Consider the following 23,977-nt stretch of genomic DNA (forward strand, 5'->3'; position numbering starts at 1 on the left):
AAATGAAATATGATATTGTAATTATTGGTTTTGGAAAGGCTGGCAAAACGCTAGCGGTTAAAGCTGCCACAATTGGCAAAAAAGTGGCTCTTGTAGAGAGATCACCAAAGATGTATGGAGGCACTTGCATAAATGTTGGCTGCATACCAACCAAACGTCTAATAACAGCCGCTAAAGAGGCAAAATTTGTAAATAATAGCGTTGAAAGCGAATATTACACACTTAGTGTGGAAAATAAAAATAAACTAATCTCAGCTTTGAATGCTAAAAACTATGCAATGCTAAATGATAAAGAAAATATTGATGTGATCGATGGTGTTGGCTCATTTGCTAGTGAAAATAGCGTACTTGTAACAACGCCAAGTGGTGAGAAAAAGATAATAGAGGGCGACTTTATCATCATAAATAGCGGCTCAAAAGAGGCAGATACTCCTTTTGAGGTTGTAAACTCAAATGTATTTTCAAGCCAAACTTTGCTTGATCTAAAAAATTTACCAAAGCATTTTGTCATTATCGGTAGTGGTTTTATCGGTATAGAGTTTGCATCAATGTTTGCAAATTTTGGCTCAAAAGTGACTATCGTAGGACGTTCAAAACTACTTAAAAACGAAGATGATGATATAGCTAATAGCGTAAAAGAAGCTCTTAGAGTCCAAGGCGTTGAAATTTTAGAGGGTTGCGAGATAGAGTGCATTAAAGAAAATATATTAAATTTCAAGCAAAATGGCGAGCAAAGATGCCTTAGAGCTGATGCATTTTTGATCGCGCTTGGCAGAGTGGCAAATGTAGATGATTTAAATTTAAAAGCTGCTGGAGCTGAGCTAAATGAAAAAGGTTTTATAAAGACAAATGAAAATCTTCAAACAAATGTGCCAAACATCTATGCGGTAGGCGACGTGCGCGGCGGAGAGCTTTTTACTTATACGAGCTTAGATGATTTTAGGATAGTTTATTCACAAATTTTTGGTGATAAAAAGAGAAATACTAAAAATAGAAGCATTCACGCAAATGTGCTATTTACCGACACTCCACTAGCAAGAGTTGGAGTAAATGCAAAAGAGGCTAGTAAATTTGGGCTAAATTTTAAAGAGCTAAAGCTTAGCATGGCAACAGTACCAGGCGCAAAAGTCCTAAATCACGATGTAGGTATGCTAAAAGCTATCGTTGATGCACAAAGTGGCGAAATTTTAGGTGCTAGCTTTCACTGCATCTATGCAAATGAGCTGATAAATGAAATCGCAATTGCAATGAATTTAAAAGCAAATGCAAATTTCTTTAAAAATCAAATTTTCACTCATCCAAGTATCAGTGAAGCACTAAATGACTTATTTGGACAATTTTAAAAGGAAAAGAATGAAAAAATATTTATTGCTTTTATCAGCTTTATTTTTCACTGGCTGCTTAAACGTGATTGGTGTAGGACAAAAACAAGATGATTCGTGGCAGCAACCAAAGGATGAAAAAATAGTGCAAAATAAAGAGCAAATTTCAAGAAATGCGATCGAAATTTTAATACCTAAATGCGAAGAAGGCGATGCGGAAGCTTGCAACGATTTGGGTGTAAATTACGAGCTTTTAAAAGAATATGAAAATGCTTTAACAAATTATAAGAAGGCTTGCGATGCTAAGGTGCAAGTCGGTTGTGCAAATTTGGGTATTCTTTATGAGCTTGGACTTGGAGTTAAAAAAAATCCAAAAAAGGCAATTTCGATTTATAAAGAAAGTTGCAATGGCGGAGGTATGCAAGCTTGCTATCACTTAGGCAATGCTTATAGAAAAGGCGAGATCGTTAAGCGAGATTATTACTTAGCAATGCAAGCTTATACGAATGCATGCAATGCTGGCGATTTGCCAAGTTGCGCCAATATCGGAGCGATGTATGAGCTTGGTCTTGGTGTCAATAAAGATGAAAAAAGGGCTTATGGAATTTATAAAGTTGCTTGCTTTCGTGGGCTAAGCAAGGCATGCCCGCAGATGAAAAGACTAGGCACAAAGCTGGGAATGTAAGTGAAAAAGGTCTTAAATTTTGGTCTTATTTTGACTATGGGCTTTATGCTTAGTGGTTGCTGGTCGTGGCAAAAGATGGTAAGCTTTGGCTTTTGGCAAAGTGATGAAGAGGCGAGGGCAGAGCGTCTTGAGCTTGAAAAAGAGAAGATGGTGCAAAACTGTGAAAGTGGAAATAGCATCGACTGCAACAACCTAGCTGTAAATTTTAGTAACGAAAAAGACTTTGTAAAGGCAAAAGGCTACTACGAAAAAGCTTGCAATGCTGGGCTTGCGACGGCTTGTTCAAATTTAGGCCAAATTTATGAGCAAGGGCTTGTTGATGAGCAAAAAGATATGGAAAAAGCTCTAAAGCTTTATAAACTAGCTTGTGATAGCGGTGATGGCGTTGGCTGCTACAACGAGGCAATGGGGCTAAAGTCTTACATCGAAAGCGAAAATTTAAAAACTCATAAGATAGATAGAAACAAGGCTGAGGCTAGAGTGCTAAGGCTTTTGGCTAAGAGCTGCGAGCTTGAGTATGCTCAGTCATGCTTTTTGCTTGCAAAGCTAAGCGGCGATGAAGCAAAAGCAGACGCACTTTACAAAAGAGCTTGTCAGCTTGGCAAATGTGCGGATAAAAGCAAGGAATAAACTTGCTTTTTAACTCATATGCCTTTATATTTGTATTTTTACCACTTGTATTTTTTGTATATTTTTTTCTAAATAAAAAGAGGTTAAGCAGTCTTGCAAAAGCTTTTTTGGTGAGTGCTAGTCTATTTTTCTATGCTTATTGGAATGTTTATTATCTGCCGATTTTGCTAGGAAGTATTGTTTTTAACTTCTTTGTTTCAAAATTTTTAGCAAAATATAAAAACAAAGCTATTTTGATTCTTGGCATAGTTTGTAATCTTGCTTTGCTTGGATATTTTAAATATGCTGATTTTTTAATATCAAATTTAAATGCTGTTGCAAGTACAAATTTAAGTTTACTTCATATCGCTTTGCCGCTTGCGCTTAGTTTTGTTACATTTCAGCAAATAGCATATCTAGTGGATAGTTATAACGAGCAGACAAAAGAGAATAGTTTTTTTAAATTACTGTCTTTTTATAACATTTTTCCCACAGCTTATTGCTAGTCCGATAGTTCATCACAAGGAGATGATGCCGCAGTTTGCAAATAAATTTAATCTTATAAAAAACTATAAATTTATAGCTCTTGAGCTTTTTGTTTTTAGCATAGGGCTATTTAAGAAGAGTGTGGTTGCTGATACTTTTCGATTTTTGCAAATACTGGATTTGATGTGGAAGGAAATTTGACTTCTGCAAGCATGGGTGACATCGCTTTCATATACCTTTCAGCTTTATTTTGATTTTAGCGGTTATTGTGATATGGTGATAGGTCTTGCGTTGCTTTTTAACATAAGACTTCCTATAAATTTTTAACTCTCCGTATAAGGCTTTAAATATTCAGGATTTTTGGCACAGGTGGCACATTACATTGTCGCGTTTTTTAAGGGACTATATCTATATCCCACTTGGAGGAAATAGAAAAGGTCAATACCGCACCTATTTAAATTTGTTTTTAGTATTTTTAATAGGTAGTCTTTGGCATGGAGCTGCTTGGACATTTGTTGCTTGGGGAGCTTTTGCATGGTATTGCTATTGTTTTTCACAGATGTTGGCAAAAGTTAAATTTTAAACTAAATAAAATCATTGCTTGGATCATTACCTTTAACTTTATAAATTTTACATGGATATTTTTTAGAGCAAAAAGCTTTGAGGATGCTATGAAAGTGATCCGAGGGATGTTTTTTGGAGAACTTAAGATAGATGTTAATTATCTTGAAATGTTTTTTATCGTTTTGGTTTTTTTGGTTGTTTTGCTTTTTAAAAACTCTATACAAATAGCATTTGATAAGAAGTTTAAATTTACTATTTTGCAAATTTTTGCAGCATCTTTCTTTTTGTTTATATCAATCTTAGCAATTAGGCTTAATAATGCGAGTGAATTTTTATACTTTAGATTTTAAGAAAAAAATATTTCTATGTCTATTTTTAGTAGCATTTGCTATGGTTGGGCTTGATGTTGTACTTTATGTTTTTGTAGAAAGTAGAACAAGTAAGAAAAATTTCGTTGATAATAAAATTTCAAAAGCGGAGCACTTTAAGCTAAATAGCGAAAAGCAAAAGGATATCGTTTTTGTTGGAAGCAGTAGGACGTTTAATCATATTTCAACAAACATTTTTAAAGAAAATAATATTGGTATTTATAATTTTGGCGTTTCTGGAAATTTTATAGGTGACTATCCTTTTATTGTAAATGCTATTAAAAAAGTTGGTACAAAAGAGATTGTTATTAGTATAAGAGTTAGCGATCTTTTTAAAGATTATATTGAGAGAGATGTCAAAATTTATACCACTGATGAACTAATGGCAAATTTTGGCACAAATAAGATAACGTTTTTAAAAACACTGCCAGATTATTTAGCAGGCTTGCATTTGTTTTAAGATACTCTGAAGCTATCTATAATAGAGTAGTTATGGCTTATGGTAAATTTACACCAAAGACTGCAACCAATGTAAATAATTTTAGTGTAGAAAATTTCTTTAATACTGAAGCAAATAGTGATTGCGAGCTAATTAACACAAGTGAAGTAAATTCAAATTTTACAAAAAACAAAAAGATTATTGTTGCAAAATGTAGCAATGGTGATAATATACTTTTTGCAAATACAATACCGAGAGAGAATTATGGCAAGGTTCTTGAATTAAAAGGGCTGAATTTAAACACATTAAAATACATGCAAAATTATATAATAGATCCATTGACTAAAAATGGTGTGAAAGTAGTTATTATATTTGAGCCAATATTTGATGGAACAGGACCTCAATATGACATAAATGAAATAACATCAGCCATCAAAAATACCAAAATTGTTGATCTTACAAATTTAAAATTTAACGATGAAGAATTATCTGATTGGGAACATTTAAACTATCTTGGTAGAAAAAGATATAGTGAGTTTTTGGTTGAACTTTATCTTAACGGTGGACTTTAATTTCTTACTTCAACCCAAAAACTTTTATATTAAAAGTAGTATGGATTTTATCCTTTTCGCCTTTCATGACGATAGGAAATTCGGCCTTTACGATACTGTCATAGCTACTAAGTGCATCTAAAAAGTCATAAAATTTTTGTGGTGTCCTTAGAGAGCTAGTTACATTTAGGCGAAATCTAAAAAATTTCTCACTAGCGTTATTATCACTTTCTTCTATTTTACTAAGGCTTACTTCACTGAAAAATTTAGAGGCAAATTCTATAAATTTATCTTTATCAAATTTAGCCTCAAAAGCTGAAATGATAGCTCCATCTTTTTGTTTAGTTGCTTCAAGGGATTTAAATTTAGCTTCAAATTCATTTTTTACTTTTGTATAAGATGAGGTCTGTGAATAATTTTGTCTAGTTAGACTTTTAAATTCTTTTATATTAGGCACGATAAAACCAAATATCATAATGAAGCAAACTACAATAAAAGCAAATATAAAAAGTAAAAGCTTGACGGGATCTATTTTTTCTAAGCTCGTATCTTTTTTACTCATTATATCCCTCAGAATTATCAATTTTATTTGTACTTATAAAGCCATACCAGCCGTTTTTACTTTGATAAAAGCTAGTATTTGAAGTTGTAAAAATAGATCTTAAAGGCGAAGCTAGAAGCTGATTAAATACATCTTTTGTCGGCGTTATACCGCGAATGATGAGCGAGTTTTTATCCATAAAAACCTCTTCAAGCGTTATACTATCAGGCACTAGATCAAAAAGATTGTGTAAGCTTTGCTTGAGAATAGAATTTGAAGTGAAAATATCATTTGCAGATTCTATTTGTACGGCTAGTTTAACCAAAATTTCATCTGTTGTGACTATTTTTTGACTAAGTTCTTTTTGCTCATTTGATAAAAAATTTATATTTTTTTCAATTGAATAATTTTTATAGAGTATAAAGAAATTTGTTGCCAAAAGAGCTACAAAAACAAAACCTATAAGACTTAGCCAAATTTTGCTAAAGATAGATATAAGCGGTCTTGGTTCTGGAGCAATAAAGCTAAATCTCATAATATTATCTCTTCTTGCATGATTTCATTCATAATATGATTTGTATTCACTGGATACACAGAAGTCTCCACTAAAAGCTCAGATTGCAGATATTGTAAAAAAGTTGCACTTGTTTTTGTGTTTTCAAAAACAATTATTTGTTCAATAAAATCGCCGCCGTAGAGAGGATTTTCGTAAAATTCTTTTACAGCCTTTACGATGTAATCAAACATCTTCATGTCATACCCAAAAATAGCAACCGATTTTTCTACATTTGTAGAAGCCGGCATGTTTAGTTCATAATTTAGGTCTTCAAATTCTTTTGGTTTATCATCACTTAAAAAATCGTCTAAACTTTTAAAATCATCAAGTGATGTTGCGTCATTTTCTTCTTTAATGATTAAGTTGTCAATATCTGTTATATCTTCTTCTTTTAGGCTTTCAGCTTCCTGGTTGGTTTCTTCAACGCCAGACATATTTAAAAAAGTAGATAATTTCATTTGCTTATCTTTAAAGATCGCAAGTGTAAACGAATGTGCATGGATATAAAGATAAAGTGTAGTTTTTGGAGAAATTCCGCGTTTTAAAAGCTCGTGAAAGAGTAGGGCAATAGGTGAGTAGATGAGATCCACGCTATCTTGTCCAAATAAATTTTTATATTTTTTTATAGCATTTAAATTTGCATAAATACTCCAGCTATCCTGCATGATAAGGCTTGTAAGATTTTTAGCATTTATATTAAATTTTTTGTATTCGTCAAAGCTAACACTAGGAAGCGCGCCTTGTGAGTCGTCGTTAAAAAAAACTGAAACATATACGCCAAAATATGTTTTTTCTTGCTCTTCTATGTATTTTATGATTTTTTCATCAATATTATCGATATTTATATCTGTAAATTTAGCGTTTATAGTTTTTAAAAGTTTGCCATTTCTAAAGACCTGACCGAAAAATATGCACTCATTGCCCTCCAACACGACGCTTAAAAAAAGGTTAGAAAAAAGCTTTTTGACGCTAAAAGACATAAATCTCCTAAATTTGCATAATTTTCGTTATGGTAGCTAAAAAGGGATTAAATAAGTTTAAAACAGCTCGTTTTTAAGTTTAACGAAAATCTCTTTTGTATTTAAAGCTTCATTTTTTAGCTCATTATCAAGTAGGGCCGAGTTTTTAAGGTCGTCAAAATCCTCTATCATCACATCACACATCATCTTAATGCGCTCACTATCAGCCTTGCTGACGCTACTTTGGCTCATTTTTTTGATACGCTCAAGATACTCTTTGCCATTTTTTATGTATGAGCTAAATTTGATAGCAGCCTTGCTTTGGTTTAGTACAGTATTTGCCATTTTGTTATAAATATCTATATCAAGTGCTTTTTGGCTTAAATTTAAAGCCTTTTCATATTCTTTGTTTTCGTATAAAAATTTTGCTTCAAGGGCGAGCTTATAGGAGTTGTCACTGTAAAAAAATAGCCCAAATAAAATAATTAGAAAGATGGCTATAAAAATAGATAGTTTATTTTTCATAAATTTCGTCCAAAATTTCTTTTATCTCGTTGCTTATTTGTGGATTTTTATGTGCATATTTTTTCCACCAAATTTTTAAATTTGATCTAAAATCTTCTTGGTTTTGCTCCACTCTTTTGCCACCATCATTTTGTGAGGCTTGCCAAAGCTCATTTTGTATCTTCTCTTTTGCCTCTTTTTGCTCTAAATTTGCCACACTAAAAGGGGCTGAGAGGCTAAAATTTATAGTTGAAAATGGCTTTGGAAGTATCATCTTATCCCAGCTTTTAAACTCCCAAAACGAGCTTGCTTCAAAATTTAGAGTATAAATTTCGCAAGATGACTTTTGTGCGATCACAGCGGCTCCGTCTGCCACGCTATGTCTTGGTCCGCGTGGGCCATCTGGCGTGATGATGACGTCGTGGCCTTGTTTTATCTCTCTTAGAGCTTCTATAAGCGCCCTTGCACCACCTTTTGAGCTGCTGCCTCTAATGGTGCCGATGCCAAAAAATTTGATTATTCTGGTGATTAGCTCGCCATCTTTGTGGTCGCTGATTATCACCTTGCCTTGTTTTCTATTTTGACTGCTCCACCAGCGTCTGTAAGCAAAGCTCATAAAGCTAAGCCTGCCGTGCCAAAAGACGACGACGCAGCCATTTTGCGGTAAGAAATTTGGAGTGTAGCTCTTTTTGCAGGTTAGAAAAATGAGCCACATCAAAATGTAGATGAAAAAGACGCCAATGCTTAGGGTCATCTTTTCATAGACGTTTTTAAATTTGCAGCTCGCCATACAAAACCATTCGTTTTGGGTTTGTGATCTTGATTTTTTGTGTAGTGCCAAGAAGCTCTTCGCTGCCATCAACTTGAACTAAAAAGTTATTAAAACTTCGCCCAGCAACGCCGCCGTTTGCTCTTAACTCTTCAAAATATACATCAAAAATTTTATCTTTTTGTGCCGCTACGATCTCGTCTAAAATTTCATTGTGGCGATTTTGTAGGCGAGTAAGCCTTGCTGAAGCGGTCTTGTCATCTATTTGATTTGTAAAAGTAGCTGCCTTTGTAAGCGGACGAGGCGAATACTTAAAGCTAAAAATTTGCTCAAATCTAACTTGTTCAAGCACATCCATCGTGTCTTCAAACTCGCTATCACTCTCACCCGGAAATGCGACGATGATATCAGTTGAGATGCTCACGTCCGGGCACATCTTTCTAAGTCTTAGCGCGCGGTCTAAAAACCACTCTTTTGTGTATCCGCGCTTCATTTCGCGTAAAACTTTTGTGTTTCCGCTTTGAAGCGGCATGTGCATAGACTTGCAAATTTTAGGATTATTAGTGAAAATTTCAAGAAATTTATCATCCATGTGAAGTGGATGAGGGCTTGTAAATCTTATTCTCTCAACGCCATCTATCTCACTTATCTTTACTAAAAGGTCGCTAAAATCGATATTTTCTTGCATGCCTGAAAATCTTTTGCCATAGTTATTGACATTTTGTCCTAGTAAAAATATCTCTTTTGCGCCGCTTTTTGCGGCCTTTTCTACCTCTTTTAAGATGAGGTTTGAAGGAATAGAAATTTCATCTCCTCTGGTGTGTGGGACGATGCAGTAGGTGCATTTTTTATCACATCCGATCGAGATGTTGATATGACTTTTATATGGTGAGCCTCTAAACTCGCCAAATGCGTATTCGCTCTCGTCGTGATTGATGTCGGTTGAGATAAATTTAGGCGTATTTACCGCCTTTGTGATCTTGCTGACATTTCTTGCGCCAAGAACAAAATCGACGTAAGGCGCGCGCTTAAAAATTTCACTACCCAAATGGCTTGCAGTGCAGCCACAAACGCCTATTTTAGCTCCTCTTTTTTTAGCTTTTTCAAACGCGCCGACTTCGCTAAAGAGCTTATGAACTGGCTTTTCACGAACCGAGCAAGTATTTATAAGGATTAAATCAGCTTCTTCTATGTTTTGTGTTAAGGAGTAGTCTTCTTTTTGTGAGAGCTCAGCTATGATATGCTCGCTGTCACGAACATTCATAGCACAGCCTAAAGTTTGGATAAAGAGTTTTTTACTCATTAAAGTATATGCACTTCATACATGTAGTCGCTATCATCAAGTCCGTATTTTACGGTTCTGTGATAGACGCTTAGCCCTTTTTCTTCAAAATGCTCGACTAAGGCGATTAGTTGTTTGTGTGTGTTTTCTTTATCAAAATAGAAAATTTTCTGACCCTCTTTTTCGACAGCTGCCTCTATTTTTTCTAGTGAAATCGTTTTTGGTTTTGCGTCTAATTCAGCTCTTGCAAGTTTTAGCTCCATTTTTAATCCTTTCAAAATCTTAAATTTTAATCGGTCAATATATCCAAAACATCATAAAAAAAGGATTAAATAAAAGTTAATAATAAGCTTAAAGTTATTAAAAGTATGGCTTATGTATAATTTCAAAACTTCACGAAAAATCCCCGAAATTTATCGTTACAATGGAGAAAAAATGGAAAGAATTTCAGATATCATCGAGTCAATTGCAAATGAGAAAAATTTAGATATCGAAGATGTAAAAGAGCGCGTTATAAGGGCTTTGATAAACACTGCAAAAAGGGTTTATGGCGAGAATTATGAGTATGATGTGAGTATCGATGCGAATAAAAATTTAAAGCTTTATCAAAAAATTTCAATCGTAGCAAACGATGACGAGAGGCTAGAAGAGGACAACGAGCACTTTTTGAGCTTAAAAGAGGCTAAAAAGATAGATAGTGGCGTAGAGATCGGAGATGAGCTCACTTACGAGCTAAGTCTTGATAATCTTGGAAGAACCGCAGCCCAAACACTTCACAAAGAGCTTGAATACCACATCCAGCGTCTTGTCGAAGAGAAAATTTTACAAAAATATAATGAGATGAGCGGTCACATGGTCTTTGGCCCAGTTGTTAGAGTTGACAATGATGAAAATACATTTATTGAAATAGATGAGCTTCGCGCCGTTCTACCACGCAAAAACCGTATAAAAGGCGAGAAATTTAAGGTGGGAGATGTCGTAAAAGCTGTTATTAGAAAAGTCTTTACAGATAAAAATTTAGGCATAAAAGTAGAACTCTCAAGAACTTCACCAAAATTTCTTGAAGCACTACTGACTTCAGAAGTGCCTGAGATAAAAGATGGCAGTATTATCATCCAAGGAAGTGCTAGGATCCCTGGCGAAAGGGCTAAAGTAGCGCTCATTTCAACTACTCCAAACATCGATCCAGTCGGCGCAACAGTCGGCACAAAAGGAGTTAGGATAAATGCCGTAAGCAAAGAGCTTCATAATGAAAGCATTGATGCGATCGAATACGCCACCGAACCAGCGATCTTGGTAGCTCGCGCTATGGCACCTGCGATCATCACATCTGTAAAGATTGAGGAAAACAAGGCGATCGTAACGCTTGCAAGCGAGCAAAAGAGCAAGGCTATCGGCAAAAATGGCATAAATATCCGCCTTGCAAGCATGCTAACTGGCTATGAGATCGAGCTAAATGAGTTTGGCTCAAAAACTAGCAGCAGCAGCGAAAATGGCGAAGTGGTTAAAGATCTAAAAGCACTCTTTGGTGATAACTAATGAAATTTAAAATAAGAAAAGCGACTGAAGGCGATATGGATGTGATCTGCGAGCTTGTAAGAGAGCTTGCGGCTTATGAAAAGATGAGCGAACAAGTTACTTTTACAAATGAAATTTTTGCGGACTCTATCTTTAATAAAAATCACGCAAAAGCCCTTATCTGCGAGAGTGAGGGCAGGGCGATAGGATATGCTATCTATTTTTATACGTTTTCTACATTTTTAGGGCTTGGCGGGATCTATCTTGAGGACATCTACGTCAAAAAAGAGTTTAGAAATCAAGGCATCGGCAAGGCTTTTTTTAAATTTCTAGCTCAAATTTGCAAGGATGAAAATTTAAAAAGGCTTGAGTGGTGCTGCCTAAACTGGAATGAGTCAAGTATCAAATTTTATGAAAGCATGGGCGCTAAAAACCAATCTCTTGAGTGGAGAACCTACCGCTTGGACGGCGAAAATTTAGAAAAGCTAGTAAATTTATAGTTTCTAATAAAAGCTCAAATTTGCTTTGAAATTTGAGCTTGCTGGTGATTAAAATTTATATGTATATCCCATATAAAGACCGAGATTTGTCTCTTTGGCATCAATCATTTTAAATTTGCTAATCTTGCCGTAGTCGGTTCTATCAGCCTTTAAACCAAACTCAACTGCATTATTTTCATTGATAGAGTATTCAGCACCGACTTTTGCTCCAAGTATCCAGCCATTTATACTAGCGCTTTCCATTGGAGTTTCAGCATCGCCACCTTTTATTTTGAGTTTTGAAAAACCAGTATAGCCACCAAGAACTAGTTTAAGATCTTTTGCTACGCTTGGAGTGTAGTCGGCTCCAACTATAAATTTATGAGTTTTCCACTCAGCTACGCTCTTATCTTCATCATTTGCTGTTTTTCTAGCCTTAAAATCATATATGTAAGCTCCATAAACTCTAGCAATGTCAAAGTCATAACCAGCTTTTAAACCAAGACCTGGTTGTGCTTTTTTAAATTTGATCTTTGAGCCGTCATCACCTTTTAAAGTAAGCTTTGATCCAAAAGAGTAATCTCCTTCAACTCCAACAAAGGCTCCTTGCGCTAAAGCAGCGGCACTAGCTAGGCTTAAACCTAAAGCAACTTTTAAAACTACATTTTTCATTTTTACTCCTTATTTAAAAAATGTTACGTGGCTATTTTAAATTTTCTTATATTAAATAAAGTTTAAATATTCAATGAAATTATTAAAAAACATAAAATAATTCAATTGTTTTCTTATCAGAATAAAATTTATAAAATCACTCAAAAAAGGAGTGTAGAGTGGCTAAGATGACAAAACGTGATATGGCTTATCTTTTAGACGTTGATGTCGCAACGCTTTACAACTGGCGAAAACACAAGCCAAACCTTTATCGTATTGTGATGCTTGGATTTAAATTTGATGAGCTTATCGAGCAGAGCAAAAAGACTTGCAACGAGCTTTGCGAGTATGAAAATTTGATCAATCAAGACATAGAAAAATTTAGTAAATAGTCTTTAAAAAACCATAATCTTTTTATATATTAAGTTATTTAAAAAAGTGCTAGAGATTTAAAAAATTATCAAATATTTTTGGCTAGAAAGCTGGAGTTATATATTTTAAATGAAGTGATTTGAGCTCAAAGCAATCGCTTCAAGCTCAGTTAAATTTACTCGTTTAAGATAGAAAGAAGCTCTTTGTTGTCTTTTGTTTTTAGCATTTTTGCGTATAAGAATTTAAGTGCTTCGACGTCGTCCATTGTCGCGATCGCAGAGCGGATAGCCCAAATTTTTTGAAGCTCGTCAGGTTTTTGAAGTAGCTCTTCTTTTCTGGTGCCTGATTTTAGCACATTGATAGCTGGGTAAATTCTGCGATCTGAGATGTTGCGATCAAGCACGATCTCGCTGTTTCCAGTGCCTTTAAACTCTTCAAATATAACTTCGTCCATGCGTGAGCCAGTGTCTATTAATGCGGTTGCGATGATGGTTAGTGAGCCGCCATGTTCGATGTTTCTAGCAGCGCCAAAGAAACGTTTTGGCTTGTGAAGTGCGTTTGCATCCACGCCACCAGTTAGTACCTTGCCGCTTGGTGGGGTTACTGTGTTGTAGGCGCGTGCTAGACGGGTTATACTGTCAAGCAAGATGATGACATCTTTGCCCATCTCAACTAGACGTTTTGCTTTTTCGATGACTAGCTCTGCTACGCGGACGTGATTAAGCGCTGGTAGATCAAATGTCGAGCTAAATACCTCGCCTTTTACGCAGCGCTGCATATCGGTAACTTCTTCTGGTCTCTCATCAACCAAAAGCACCATGAGCTGGGCTTCTGGGTGATTTTTAGCGATGCCGTGAGCTAGCTCTTTCATAAGCTCAGTTTTACCGCTTCTTGGAGGTGCAACGATTAGACCACGCTGACCCTTGCCAATAGGCGTGAAAAGATCAAGCACGCGGCCCGTTAGCTTCATCGGATCATATTCTAAATTTAGCTTTTCAGTTGGGAAAAGTGGGGTTAGGTTGTCAAAGAGTGGCCTCTCTTTTGCATCTGCTAGAGGCATGTAGTTTACCGCTTCTATCTTTAAAAGAGCGTAGTATTTTTCTTGATCTTTTGGCTCTCTTACTTGGCCGGTGATGATGTCGCCCACGCGAAGTGCAAATTTGCGGATCTGTGAGTTTGAAACGTATGCGTCGTTTGAACTGTCGCTTAAATTCGCATCAACAGCCCTTAAAAAGCCATAACCTTCATTTGTGATCTCTAAAATTCCAGTAAATAGTATAAATCCGCCTTGTTTTGTCTGGGTTTTTAGTATCTCAAATATCAAATCCTGCCTACGAAATTCTCGTGGATTTTCGACACCAACGCTATTTGCGATCTGCACTAGCTCATCTAAGCTAAGCGTTCTTAGCTCTTCGATCTTGTGTCCGTCTACTGGTATGTGTGTTCTTGATGCTTGATGTTTTTTTGTGGTTTTTGTGTTTTGAGCAGCACTTTGCTCGGTTTGGTTATTTTCCATATTTCCTCTTTAAATGCGGGGATAATTTTGCAGAATTTCTAGGTTTCAAAAAGAAGTTTTTGAAAGTTTTGGCATTTTATAAAAATAAAACTTTGTTGTCAAGAAATGGCATAAAATAAAATTTTTGCTCAAAAATGGTTGATTTGCTATAATCTCGCCATTTTATAACGATAATAAAAGAAGAAATTTGTGCCTATTTTTGCAGTTTGTCTGCTTCAAATTTATGTATTTAAATTATGGTGCGTAATAGGCATGCGATGCAACAATATTGGTAAAAATTTTAGATAAAAGAAAGTAAAAATGCCACAAAGTAGATGTGCTCATTGTAGATTAAAATTTGATGAAAGCGTGATGATCTCAAATGAAAGCGGACTTAAATTTTGCTGTGTTGGTTGCAAAGGCGTTTATGAAATTTTAAATGAAAATGGGCTTAGTGAGTTTTATGAACGTCTTGATAAAAATACACTTACACCGGCAAGCAACGGTGCAAATATCAAAAATTTAGCGGCAAATTTTAGTGAGCTTGTGACAAAAGAGGGCGACTTTAGTCAAATTTCATTTTTAATCGATGGCATCACTTGCTCAGCTTGCATCTGGCTACTTGAAAAGGCACTTTTTAGCTTGCCTGGCGTCTTGGAGGTAAATATCAACTCGCTTAATCAAAAAGCGGTCATTGTTTTTGATGAGCAAGAGCTTTTGGTAGAGCAAATAATTGAAAAAATTTATGCCGTTGGCTACGTTCCAAAGCCTTATGCTACGAGTCAAAAAGAGGACGAGCTAGCCAAGAAAAGAAGAAATTTTTACACAAAAGCGCTAGTTGGTATCTTTGCTACGATGAACATTATGTGGCTAGCTATTGCTCAGTATAGTGGGTATTTTAGTGGCATAAGAGGCGACATAAAAGATATATTAAGCTTTGCACAGTTTGTATTAGCAACGCCTGTACTTTTTTATACCGGTAGCGAGTTTTTCAAAGGAGCAAAGATAGCCATAAAAAACACTTCGCCAAATATGGATCTGCTTGTTATCACCGGAGCTAGCATTACTTATATTTACTCGATTTATGCGATGTTTACGAGGAGTGGCGAGAGCTATTTTGATTCAGTTGCGATGATCATCACCTTTGTTTTTATCGGTAAATTTTTAGAAATTTTGGGTAAGAAAAAGGCACTTGAGACTTCAAATTTCTTAAATGATATGCTGCTTGCAAAGGTATGTATTTTAGAAGATGGTAAGGATGTTTTAAAAGAGCCAAGAGATGTAAATTTGGGCGAAAAGATCGTGCTAAGATCTGGCGAGAGGGCGCTACTTGATGGAGTAGTGCTTAGTGGCGAGGCAAGCGTGGATAGCTCAAGTCTAACGGGAGAGAGCCTGCCTGTGACCTTGGGAGTGGGGCAAGAGGTGAAAAGTGGTGTCATTTGCCAAAATGGACAAATCATCTACGAAGCAAAGAAAATTTTTAAAAATTCTTATCTAAATCAGCTTATAAATTTGCTCCAAAATGCAGAGCTAAAAAAGCCAAATATCGAGCTAGTAGTCAATAAAATCGCTTCTAAATTTTCTCTTAGCGTGCTGACGTTAGCATTTTTTACATTTTGGTTTTGGTACTTTAAATTTGGCTTTTCAGAAGCTATTGTCACGGCTGTTAGCGTCATCGTGATCGCTTGCCCTTGTGCGCTTGCGCTTGCCACGCCAGTTAGTAGTGTCTGTGCCCTTGGTGTGGCCTTTAAAAATAGAGTGCTTTTTAAGGAGGCTAAATTTTTTGAAAGCCTTGCAAAGTGCGATGTAGCAGTATTTGACAAGACTGGTACACTCACAAAGGCAGAATTTGAAGTTAGTGATTTTTTCATAAAAGAGAGCATAAACTTAGATGAAATTTATTCGCTAGCTCTTATATCAAATCATCAAATAAGCGTGGCAGTGGCTAAATTTCTAAAGCAAAAAGGCGCAAGGAAAATAGAGCTTAAAAATACAAATTTAAGTGTGGCAAAGGGTGTTGAGGCTGAAATTTCGGGTAAAAAATTTTATGCAGGAAGCAAGCGATTTTTAGTTGAAAATGGTATTAGTTTTGATGAAGCTGAAGAAAATGTGAGCTTTTTTGTGGGGCTTAATGGTGAGCTAGTGGCGAAATTTTACCTAAAAGATAGTGTAAAGCCCGAGGCAAGGGCCTTGATAGACGAGCTAAAGAGCGCTGGCATGAAAGTGTGTATCTTAAGTGGCGACGTACAAAAAGTAGTAAAAAACGTAGCAGATGAGCTTGGCGTGAGTGAGTTTAGAGCAGAGATGTTGCCTGAAACGAAAGCTAAATTTATAAGCGAACTAAAAGATCAGGGCAAAAAGGTGCTAATGGTAGGGGATGGCATAAACGACGCAGCAGCGCTTAGCCTTGCTCATGTTGCCATTTGTATGGGAAGTGGGGCAGCGATAAGCCTAGAAAGAAGCGATGTAGTGCTACTTGATGATAGTTTAAAAAGTCTAGCAAAGGCCATAAAAATCTCAAAATTTACTTACAAAACGATAAAGCAAAATTTGCTCTTTTGTCTTCTTTATAATGTTCTTGCTCTGCCATTTGCCGTATGTGGCTACGTCATTCCGCTATTTGCTGCGCTTTTTATGTCGCTTAGCTCGCTAAGTGTTATCTTAAACTCGCTTTATATTGTTAGAAAATTTAAGGAAAAATAATGGATAGTGCGACACTTGCGATGCTAGTTTTTATCTCAGTTTTGATGGGAGCATTTTTGCTTTTTGGCGTGCTTTGGGGGATAAAAAATAAACAATTTGAGGACTACCGAAAATTTTTAGACGGAGCAAATTTAGACGATGAAGAAGCGCTAAATGAAGCTTATGAGCTAGAGCTTCGCAAAAAAGAAGCTCTCAAAAAAAGAGCAGGGTCTAATAAAGATAAAATTTAGCTCTCAATCGTTGGCTCGCCAAAAAGTCTATTGGCTTCTTTTAGCACACCTTGTTCTCTTTGCCTTTGAAGCTCTTCTGGCGTTTTTGGCTCTTTATTTAGCATCAAAGCAAAGTTATTTTTCTCGTTTTGCAGCTCGCTTTTTATCTCTGTTTTTGGCTCATTTTTAGTTTCAACGTTATTTGCATTTAGTCTTGAAATTTCCTCATCAAGCTCGTCTAGTTCGCTTTTTTCATTGTTTTCTAAAGAGGCTTTAGGCGTATTAGTTTGTGCTTTTTGTTCATCGCTCTTTGCATTTACTATCTTTGCATTTTGTCCAAAAAGCGTACGCAATATCTCATTTAAAATTTTCCAATTTTTCTTAAAATATTCAAGATTTTCATCTTTTGCATTTACTATCAGACCAAGCTCATTGTTATTAAAAAAGCTAAATTCTACAAATTCTTTAAAAAACTCGCCAAGATCGTAATTTCTATCATAAATTTTTGTTAAAAAGAGTTCGTATGGACCTTGCATTTTAGCAGGAGCTACTTGGCTTTTTTGAGTGATGACTTCTGCGATTTGAGTGGAATTTTCGCTATTTTTTGAGATCACTTCATTTATAGCATCATCGATATCTTGTAAATTTAGAGCTTCTATCATCATAAAAAGCATTAGCATTAGTACAAAGCCATTGTCGCTACTTACGTTTAACATACCTTTAGCTTGTGCCAAAATCCTAAAAAATCTCTCATAAACAAGTAGTGAAATTTTTGAGTCGTTTTCTATAAATTTTTGCTTTAAATTTGCCAAAATTTCATCTATTATCATCTCAGGATCATAGCTTTCAAGTTCGCTTACAAGCACTCTGATAGCATTTTTATCATGATTTAAAACATGAGTTATTATCTCTTCGATCTTTTCTGGATCAAGAAGTCCTAACATCGATGCTACGCCATTTGCCGTGACATTATTTGCGCCGTAAATGATAGCTTGATCAAGAAGTGTCAAAGTATCTCTTAGCGATCCACCGCCACTTCTTGCTAAAATTTCAAGCGCCTCTTTTTCGTAGCTAATGCCTTCTTTGCTTAAAATAAACTCAAGATGTTTAATGATGCTGTATCTGCTTATTTGCTTAAACCTAAAATGCTGCGTTCTTGAAAGCACCGTTGTTGGGAGTTTTAATGGATCAGTCGTCGCTAGGATAAATTTTACATAGCTTGGTGGCTCTTCAAGCGTTTTCAAAAGAGCATTAAATGCCTCTTTGGTTAGCATATGCACTTCATCGATTATAAAAATTTTATATCTTGCCATTGCTGGAGCATATTTTGTTTGCTCTATTAGCTCTCTTATGTCATCTATCTTTCTGTGGCTAGCTGCGTCCATTTCGATGATGTCCATATGTCTTGACTCATTTGCCATTATGCATTGTGGGCATACTTCACATGGTTTTGAAGTAGGTCCTTTTTCGCACACTAAAGCTTTTGAAAATATCCTGGCACTTGAAGTTTTACCGCTTCCTCTAAGCCCTGAAAATAGATATGCGTGGCTTATGCGACCCTCGTCAAGTGCGTGTATAAGACTTTTACTAACTGCTTCTTGACCGATAAGTTCATCAAAATTTTTAGGGCGATATTTCAAAGCTAGTGCTTGCAATGCGGTATCCTTTTTATAAAGTTCAAGGATTTTATAAAAAAAGGCATAAATTTATGATTATTTATATATTTAATTGGCTTTAAATTTTTTATTTTAGTTTAATGAAGGCGGATAAATTTTTATATGTTTGCATAAAATTCCTAGTGTATTTGCAAAAAAATAAAAAATATCCCTTTTTATAACGATCCATAGCCGACTAGATTTAAAATTTATAATAAAAATACATAAAATTTTATATTAAATATTTTGTATTTTTGTATGAATTTTTAAAAAATACCTTGGCGTGTATGCCAAGGCAAAATTTGCTAGATTAGCAAGAGAAGCAAGTTTTGAACTCATAAGCGGTTGGGCGTGCTTCGTAAGGCCAAACTTGAGTTTCAAATTTGAAGTGCTGATAGGTGTCTATGAAAAGATCGGTCATTATTGGTTTTAAGTATTCATTATCGCGAATTAGTGCTTCTAAACTGCCACGAAGTGTGTGTGGAAGCTGCTCTATACCACGCTCTCTGATCTCATCAAGATGAAGTTTAAATAAATTTTCATCCATCGGACCAACTGGCTCGTATTTGTTTTTGACGCCGTCAAGTCCTGCCATTAGCATTGCTGAGAAGGCTAGATAAGGGTTTGCTGTGCTATCTGGAAATCTCATCTCAGCCCTAACTGACTTTTCACCTGAGCCATAAGGTATGCGGATACTTGCTGAGCGGTTTTGGCTAGAGTAGGTGAGGATAGATGGCGCTTCAAAGCCTGGGATTAGGCGTTTGTAGCTGTTTGTGCTCGGGTTTGTAAAGGCTGCAACGCTTCTTGCGTGTTTTAAAACGCCGCCGATGTAGTGTCTTGCAAAGTCACTTAAATTTGCGTAGTTGCCCTCTTTGTAAAATAAATTTTTACCATTTTTCCAGACTGATTGATGCACATGCATGCCACTGCCATTGTCGCCATAGAGTGGTTTTGGCATAAATGTAACTGTCTTGCCGTTTAGGTGAGCGACCATGCGAACGACGTATTTGTAAATTTGAACGTTATCAGCAGCCTCGACTAAGTTACCAAATTTCACGCCGATCTCGCCTTGACCTTGTGCGACTTCGTGGTGTCCTAAAAATACTTCAAGACCAACTTGCTCTAAAACCTGCATCATCTCAGCTCTTAGATCGACCATGCTGTCGATTGGCTGAGTCATCAAGTAGCCACCTTTTCTGCGTGGGCGGTGACCTGTGTTGTAGCTATCTTTGAAGTCTGCAGCGTCGTTCCACTCGCCTTCTTCGCTATCTACTTGATACATCGCGCAGTTTGGGCTGTCGATGATCTTGACATTATCAAATACAAAAAATTCATTCTCAGGACCAAAATATGCCTCATCACCAAGCCCACTGTCTTTTACATATTGCATTGCTCTTTTGGCAATTGAGCGAGGGCATTTTTCATAAATTTGACCCTTGTAAATGTCGTAAATATCGCAAAAAACAACAACTGTAATATCAGAAGTAAATGGGTCTAAAAATGCAGTTGTAGCTTCTGGCTTCATTATCATGTCGCTCTTATCGATTGGTTGCCAGCCATGCATAGAGCTAGCGTCCATTGGGATGCCATTTATAAAATTTTCTTTCGTAACAGCTTTTATGTTGTAGCTAATGCTATGCCAAGCACCACCTAAATCAGTAAATCTAAAATCTACAAATTTGACTTCATTTTCTTTACAAAAATCAAAAAAATGATCTATATTTTGGACAAATTTTCCCACTTTTTTCTCCTTTTAATTTTTAAATTTTTCGTATTCTATCATAAAACCTAATATTTAAGATTAAATTTATATTATATTTGAACCCAATCTAAAATTTTACTAATTCTCTATCTCTATTTTTAAATATCGCACATTTTGAATAACCTAAATCTCTAGCTATTTGCTCGCAAATTTCACCATTTTTACCGATATCTTCTTTTGTGTGAGCGTCTGAGCCAAAGGTGATGGTTATATCTTTTTCGGCTATTAGTTCAAGTAAATTCAGGCTTGGATATTGCTCGCCGATAGGTTTTCTAAAGCCAGCGGCATTTATCTCAACAACTAAATCTGCTTCTTTTATCGCATTTACTGCATTTTTAGCTAAAATCCTAACATCCTTCTTTGGCAAAAATTTAAAAAGTTTTAAAAGATCAATATGCCCCATAATGTCAAATTTGCCAAGCTTGGCCGATCTTTCTACATGATCAAAATACTCTTGCCAAATTTGATCTAAGTCTTTGCCCTCGTAACCACCGATAAATTCTGGATTGTCAAATGCCCAGCCATTAAAAAAATGCACAGAGCCTATTAGATAATCAACCTTTCTAGCAAAAACTCGCTCATCCATAAATCCATCTAAAAAATCCATCTCATAGCCAAGCAAAATTTCTATCTCACCGCTAAATTCATCTCTTAAATGTAAAATTTCATCTTCATAACCTTGCATTTCATCAAAGCTCATTCTGTAAGCTTCATCGTAATTCATCGGTGCGTGATCACTAAAGCCAAAGTATTTTGTGCCAGCTTTTATTGCGTTTTGTACATACTCTCTTGGCTCTCCAACTGCGTGCTTGCAAAGTGGCGTGTGGTTGTGAAGATCGATGGTCATTTTTAGCCTTTTAAGGTCGTTTATTTTTAAAAATGCTATCTAAAAATTTATAAATTTAAAGATAAAAGCATTGCCTTTAAACTTACTTTTTATTTAAATCCTATATAATCAAGCCAAATTTTATTAGGAGCTTTTATGACCCAAGAGGAACTTGACGCACTTATGGCAGGTGGGCTAGATGATGAGTTAGATAATGCTAAAGAAGATGCTGGCCAAGAGGTTGCGGACGTCAAAGAGGATACGGACGAGGTAACAGAAGTTGCAGAAGCAATTGATACTAAAGATGAGCCACAGTCAAAATCAGAAAGTAATTCAAAGAATGTAGAAAACTATAGAGTAAGTGCAGATGGTGTTTGGCCACCACCACCACCAACGGAAGATCACAAAATGGTTCATCAGCTTGATGACGTAACAAGAGATAGCGAAGAAAAAGCTACTCAGATGTTTGACAAGCTTGAGACGATAAATAACTTTTTTATGGACGCTGAGAGCGACTCAAATAGCCTAAAAGACACAATAAACTCAAATATTGAGCTATTTACGACACTAAGCGAGAAATTTCCAAATATCGCTGCATTTAGTGAGGCTTTGGAGAAAAACAACTCGCTTCTTGGCACGATCGATAATATCATCGGAAATTTACAAATGGGACAAGATGAGATCATGATGGCTATGGATATGATGCAGTATCAAGACATCCACAGACAAAAGATAGAGCGTGTTATCAACGTTATGAGAGCGCTAAGTAAATATATGAATACCTTATTTGAAGGTAAAATCGACGATGATAAGCGTGTTAGCTCTGCTGTTCACATCGCTGGTGATACAACGACTGAAAATCTTGTCAGCAACGATGATATCGAAGCCTTGATAGAAAGTTTGGGTAAAAAATAGTGCTAAAAAGGCCTGAGCTTTTATCTCCAGCTGGAAATTTAACAAAACTTAAAATCGCCATTGAGTATGGAGCTGACGCTGTTTATGGCTCGGTGGCTAGCTTTTCACTAAGGACTAGATCAGCAAGGGAGTTTAACCTTGAAACATTCAAAGAGGCGATAGACTACACGCATGCAAAGGGAAAGAAATTTTATGCGACCATAAATGCTTTTCCTTTTAACTCTCAGATCGAGCCACTAAAAAGGCACTTGCAGACTATCTCGGCTATGAAGCCAGATGCTTTTATTATCGCAACTCCAGGAGTTATGAGCCTAGCAAAAGCCATCGCTCCTGATATCGAGATACATCTCTCAACTCAGGCAAACGTTATGAATGTGCTTGATGCAAAAATTTATCATGACATGGGTGCAAAACGTATCGTCGTAGCACGCGAGATGAACTTAAAAGATGTCATAAAGATAAAAGAAGAAATTCCAACTCTTGATATTGAAATTTTTGTACATGGCTCGATGTGCTTTGCTTACTCTGGTAGGTGTTTGGTGAGCTCAGTGCAAAGCGGACGTATGTCAAATCGCGGCAGCTGTGCCAACGACTGCAGGTTTAAGTATGAACTTTACGCTAAAAACGAAGAGAGCGGTGTGCTTTTCCGCTTAGAAGAGGACGAAAACGGTACTCATATTATGAACTCAAAAGATCTTTGCCTCATCTCTCACATTAAAGAGATCGTTGATAGTGGCGTAATAGATAGCCTAAAAATAGAAGGTCGCACAAAGAGCGAGTACTACGCAGCTTGCACAGCAAGAGCCTATAAAATGGCGATAGATGATGCCATGGACGATAAATTTGACGCACAAATTTATGAAAATGAGATAAATACACTAAAAAATCGTGGCTTTACGGATGGATACTTAGTTCATAGACCTTATGAGCGAACCGATACGCAAAATCACGTTAGCAGCCTAGAAGAGGGTACACATCAGGTAAATGCAATAAGCGAAGATGGCGAGTTTTTTAAGTGTAAATATAAAATTTTTCCAGGCAATAGCTACGAGATCGTGGCTCCTACTGGATCGATTACAGAAGATAGTGAAAATGAAATTTCTGAGATTTATTCACAAGATGGTAAGAAATTTATCAAATTTAAACAGCTTATAACTAAAAAAGGTAAAGTTATGAGCGAAATTCATAGTGGCAATGAAAACGAGATAAGTCTTGGTGTCAAGCTACCAAAATTTAGCTTTTTGAGGGAGAAAATATGAAATTTGTTTCTATTATAATGGGAAGTAAGAGTGATTACGAGATCGTTAGTGAAGCGGCAAAAACTCTAGAAAAATTTGGCGTAAAATATGAACTAATAATCAGCTCAGCTCACAGAAGTCCAAAAAGAACGAGCGAGTACGTCGCAAATGCTGAGAAAAAGGGTGCAAAAGTCTTTATTGCGGCTGCTGGTATGGCGGCTCACCTAGCTGGTGCAATCGCAGCAAATACAACCAAGCCAGTTATCGGTATACCTATGGCAGGCTCAGCTCTGAGCGGCGTTGACGCACTTTACTCAACGGTACAAATGCCAAGTGGTATGCCAGTGGCAACTCTAGCTATCGGCAAGGCTGGTGCTATAAATGCAGCTTATTTGGCGGTGCAAATTTTAGCTCTTGAAGATGAGGGGCTAGCAAATGCGCTCAAAGCCGATAGAGAGGCAAAGATAAAGGCCTTAGAGGAAGACTCTTCAAAGGTTGAAGTGATACTGTAAAAAGGAG

General features: G+C 36.2%; 25 protein-coding genes and 1 pseudogene. 14 read left to right on the forward strand and 12 right to left on the reverse strand.

All coding sequences use genetic code 11. The annotated features are described in order from the left end of the window. Positions 1-2: 2 nt before the first annotated feature. The 6 genes and pseudogenes from B9N62_RS03595 to B9N62_RS03620 all read left to right on the forward strand — a co-directional run bounded on the left by B9N62_RS03595 (position 3) and on the right by B9N62_RS03620 (position 5,045). Positions 3-1,343 (forward strand): dihydrolipoyl dehydrogenase family protein, encoded by a 1,341-nt coding sequence (locus tag B9N62_RS03595; RefSeq protein WP_087584404.1) that lies wholly within the window; start codon positions 3-5, stop codon positions 1,341-1,343. Positions 1,344-1,353: 10 nt separating this feature from the next. Beyond that, the gene (locus B9N62_RS03600) at positions 1,354-2,007 is read left to right on the forward strand and encodes a tetratricopeptide repeat protein (protein WP_087584405.1); all 654 of its coding nucleotides are present in this window, start codon (positions 1,354-1,356) and stop codon (positions 2,005-2,007) included. After that, positions 2,008-2,637, forward strand: a complete 630-nt coding sequence (locus B9N62_RS03605) for a tetratricopeptide repeat protein (protein ID WP_087584406.1) — start codon at positions 2,008-2,010, stop codon at positions 2,635-2,637. Between the two features lie 2 nt (positions 2,638-2,639). Continuing rightward, positions 2,640-4,016 (forward strand): annotated as a pseudogene (locus B9N62_RS10735) (MBOAT family O-acyltransferase). Positions 4,017-4,056: 40 nt separating this feature from the next. Further along, positions 4,057-4,494, forward strand: coding sequence for a hypothetical protein (locus B9N62_RS03615; protein WP_141083199.1), 438 nt, complete (start codon positions 4,057-4,059; stop codon positions 4,492-4,494). A 32-nt stretch (positions 4,495-4,526) separates the two neighbouring features. After that, a complete protein-coding gene (locus B9N62_RS03620) occupies positions 4,527-5,045 on the forward strand; it encodes a hypothetical protein (RefSeq protein ID WP_087584408.1) in 519 nt (172 codons plus the stop codon). Positions 5,046-5,049: 4 nt separating this feature from the next. On the opposite strand, the gene B9N62_RS03625 is transcribed toward B9N62_RS03620, so the two are convergent. Genes B9N62_RS03625 through B9N62_RS03655 form a run of 7 tightly spaced genes read right to left on the reverse strand, consistent with a single transcriptional unit; the run spans position 5,050 to position 9,898 of the window. Continuing rightward, positions 5,050-5,586: a hypothetical protein gene (locus tag B9N62_RS03625; protein WP_087584409.1), complete on the reverse strand. Its 537-nt coding sequence runs from the start codon at positions 5,584-5,586 to the stop codon at positions 5,050-5,052. Continuing rightward, positions 5,579-6,100, reverse strand: coding sequence for a hypothetical protein (locus B9N62_RS03630; RefSeq protein WP_087584410.1), 522 nt, complete (start codon positions 6,098-6,100; stop codon positions 5,579-5,581). The genes B9N62_RS03625 and B9N62_RS03630 overlap by 8 nt, the downstream gene beginning before the upstream one ends. Continuing rightward, positions 6,097-7,101 carry a hypothetical protein gene (locus B9N62_RS03635; RefSeq protein ID WP_087584411.1) on the reverse strand — a complete coding sequence of 335 codons (1,005 nt, stop codon included), beginning with the start codon at positions 7,099-7,101 and terminating at the stop codon, positions 6,097-6,099. The genes B9N62_RS03630 and B9N62_RS03635 overlap by 4 nt, the downstream gene beginning before the upstream one ends. 57 nt (positions 7,102-7,158) lie before the next feature. Beyond that, positions 7,159-7,605: a hypothetical protein gene (locus tag B9N62_RS03640; RefSeq protein WP_087584412.1), complete on the reverse strand. Its 447-nt coding sequence runs from the start codon at positions 7,603-7,605 to the stop codon at positions 7,159-7,161. Then, positions 7,595-8,374 carry a lysophospholipid acyltransferase family protein gene (locus B9N62_RS03645; protein ID WP_087584413.1) on the reverse strand — a complete coding sequence of 260 codons (780 nt, stop codon included), beginning with the start codon at positions 8,372-8,374 and terminating at the stop codon, positions 7,595-7,597. The genes B9N62_RS03640 and B9N62_RS03645 overlap by 11 nt, the downstream gene beginning before the upstream one ends. Continuing rightward, positions 8,355-9,656: a tRNA (N6-isopentenyl adenosine(37)-C2)-methylthiotransferase MiaB gene (miaB, locus tag B9N62_RS03650; RefSeq protein WP_087584414.1), complete on the reverse strand. Its 1,302-nt coding sequence runs from the start codon at positions 9,654-9,656 to the stop codon at positions 8,355-8,357. Before miaB ends, B9N62_RS03645 begins: the two co-directional genes overlap by 20 nt. Next, positions 9,656-9,898, reverse strand: coding sequence for an HP0268 family nuclease (locus B9N62_RS03655; protein ID WP_002941786.1), 243 nt, complete (start codon positions 9,896-9,898; stop codon positions 9,656-9,658). The genes miaB and B9N62_RS03655 overlap by 1 nt, the downstream gene beginning before the upstream one ends. 172 nt (positions 9,899-10,070) lie before the next feature. On the opposite strand from B9N62_RS03655, the gene nusA reads away from it, so the two are divergent. Together nusA and B9N62_RS03665 are read left to right on the forward strand one after the other, a co-directional pair. Continuing rightward, positions 10,071-11,174 (forward strand): transcription termination factor NusA, encoded by a 1,104-nt coding sequence (nusA, locus tag B9N62_RS03660; protein WP_087584415.1) that lies wholly within the window; start codon positions 10,071-10,073, stop codon positions 11,172-11,174. Next, positions 11,174-11,653, forward strand: a complete 480-nt coding sequence (locus B9N62_RS03665; RefSeq protein ID WP_087584416.1) for a GNAT family N-acetyltransferase — start codon at positions 11,174-11,176, stop codon at positions 11,651-11,653. Before nusA ends, B9N62_RS03665 begins: the two co-directional genes overlap by 1 nt. 48 nt (positions 11,654-11,701) lie before the next feature. Here B9N62_RS03665 and B9N62_RS03670 read toward each other — a convergent pair whose 3' ends face one another. Further along, positions 11,702-12,304, reverse strand: coding sequence for an outer membrane beta-barrel protein (locus B9N62_RS03670; RefSeq protein ID WP_087584417.1), 603 nt, complete (start codon positions 12,302-12,304; stop codon positions 11,702-11,704). 158 nt (positions 12,305-12,462) lie between these two features. Between B9N62_RS03670 and B9N62_RS03675 the strand changes: the two genes are divergently transcribed. Further along, positions 12,463-12,675 (forward strand): transcriptional regulator, encoded by a 213-nt coding sequence (locus tag B9N62_RS03675; RefSeq protein WP_087584418.1) that lies wholly within the window; start codon positions 12,463-12,465, stop codon positions 12,673-12,675. A 155-nt stretch (positions 12,676-12,830) separates the two neighbouring features. Here B9N62_RS03675 and rho read toward each other — a convergent pair whose 3' ends face one another. Beyond that, positions 12,831-14,171, reverse strand: coding sequence for a transcription termination factor Rho (rho, locus tag B9N62_RS03680; RefSeq protein WP_021090510.1), 1,341 nt, complete (start codon positions 14,169-14,171; stop codon positions 12,831-12,833). Positions 14,172-14,471: 300 nt separating this feature from the next. Between rho and B9N62_RS03685 the strand changes: the two genes are divergently transcribed. Beyond that, positions 14,472-16,853 carry a heavy metal translocating P-type ATPase gene (locus B9N62_RS03685; RefSeq protein ID WP_087584419.1) on the forward strand — a complete coding sequence of 794 codons (2,382 nt, stop codon included), beginning with the start codon at positions 14,472-14,474 and terminating at the stop codon, positions 16,851-16,853. Further along, the gene (gene ccoS, locus B9N62_RS03690) at positions 16,853-17,083 is read left to right on the forward strand and encodes a cbb3-type cytochrome oxidase assembly protein CcoS (protein ID WP_087584420.1); all 231 of its coding nucleotides are present in this window, start codon (positions 16,853-16,855) and stop codon (positions 17,081-17,083) included. Before B9N62_RS03685 ends, ccoS begins: the two co-directional genes overlap by 1 nt. Here the strand turns inward: ccoS and B9N62_RS03695 are convergent. The 3 genes from B9N62_RS03695 to B9N62_RS03705 all read right to left on the reverse strand — a co-directional run bounded on the left by B9N62_RS03695 (position 17,080) and on the right by B9N62_RS03705 (position 21,326). Continuing rightward, positions 17,080-18,717, reverse strand: coding sequence for a DNA polymerase III subunit gamma/tau (locus B9N62_RS03695; RefSeq protein WP_087584421.1), 1,638 nt, complete (start codon positions 18,715-18,717; stop codon positions 17,080-17,082). The genes ccoS and B9N62_RS03695 overlap by 4 nt on opposite strands. Positions 18,718-19,027: 310 nt before the next feature. Then, positions 19,028-20,458 carry a type I glutamate--ammonia ligase gene (glnA, locus tag B9N62_RS03700; RefSeq protein WP_087584422.1) on the reverse strand — a complete coding sequence of 477 codons (1,431 nt, stop codon included), beginning with the start codon at positions 20,456-20,458 and terminating at the stop codon, positions 19,028-19,030. Positions 20,459-20,546: 88 nt separating this feature from the next. After that, complete coding sequence (locus B9N62_RS03705; RefSeq protein WP_087584423.1) at positions 20,547-21,326, reverse strand: histidinol-phosphatase; 780 nt, start codon at positions 21,324-21,326, stop codon at positions 20,547-20,549. Positions 21,327-21,461: 135 nt separating this feature from the next. On the opposite strand from B9N62_RS03705, the gene B9N62_RS03710 reads away from it, so the two are divergent. The 3 genes from B9N62_RS03710 to purE are packed head-to-tail and all read left to right on the forward strand — an operon-like array spanning position 21,462 to position 23,970. Then, positions 21,462-22,220 carry a chemotaxis protein gene (locus tag B9N62_RS03710; protein ID WP_087584424.1) on the forward strand — a complete coding sequence of 253 codons (759 nt, stop codon included), beginning with the start codon at positions 21,462-21,464 and terminating at the stop codon, positions 22,218-22,220. Then, positions 22,220-23,479: a peptidase U32 family protein gene (locus B9N62_RS03715; RefSeq protein ID WP_087584425.1), complete on the forward strand. Its 1,260-nt coding sequence runs from the start codon at positions 22,220-22,222 to the stop codon at positions 23,477-23,479. The genes B9N62_RS03710 and B9N62_RS03715 overlap by 1 nt, the downstream gene beginning before the upstream one ends. After that, entirely contained in the window at positions 23,476-23,970 is a 495-nt protein-coding gene (gene purE / locus B9N62_RS03720; protein ID WP_087584426.1) for a 5-(carboxyamino)imidazole ribonucleotide mutase, read from the forward strand. Before B9N62_RS03715 ends, purE begins: the two co-directional genes overlap by 4 nt. Positions 23,971-23,977 lie beyond the last annotated feature (7 nt).

Origin of the sequence: Campylobacter concisus, assembly GCF_002165785.1 — a bacterium.
In the GTDB taxonomy this organism is placed as follows: Bacteria; Campylobacterota; Campylobacteria; order Campylobacterales; family Campylobacteraceae; genus Campylobacter_A; species Campylobacter_A concisus_W.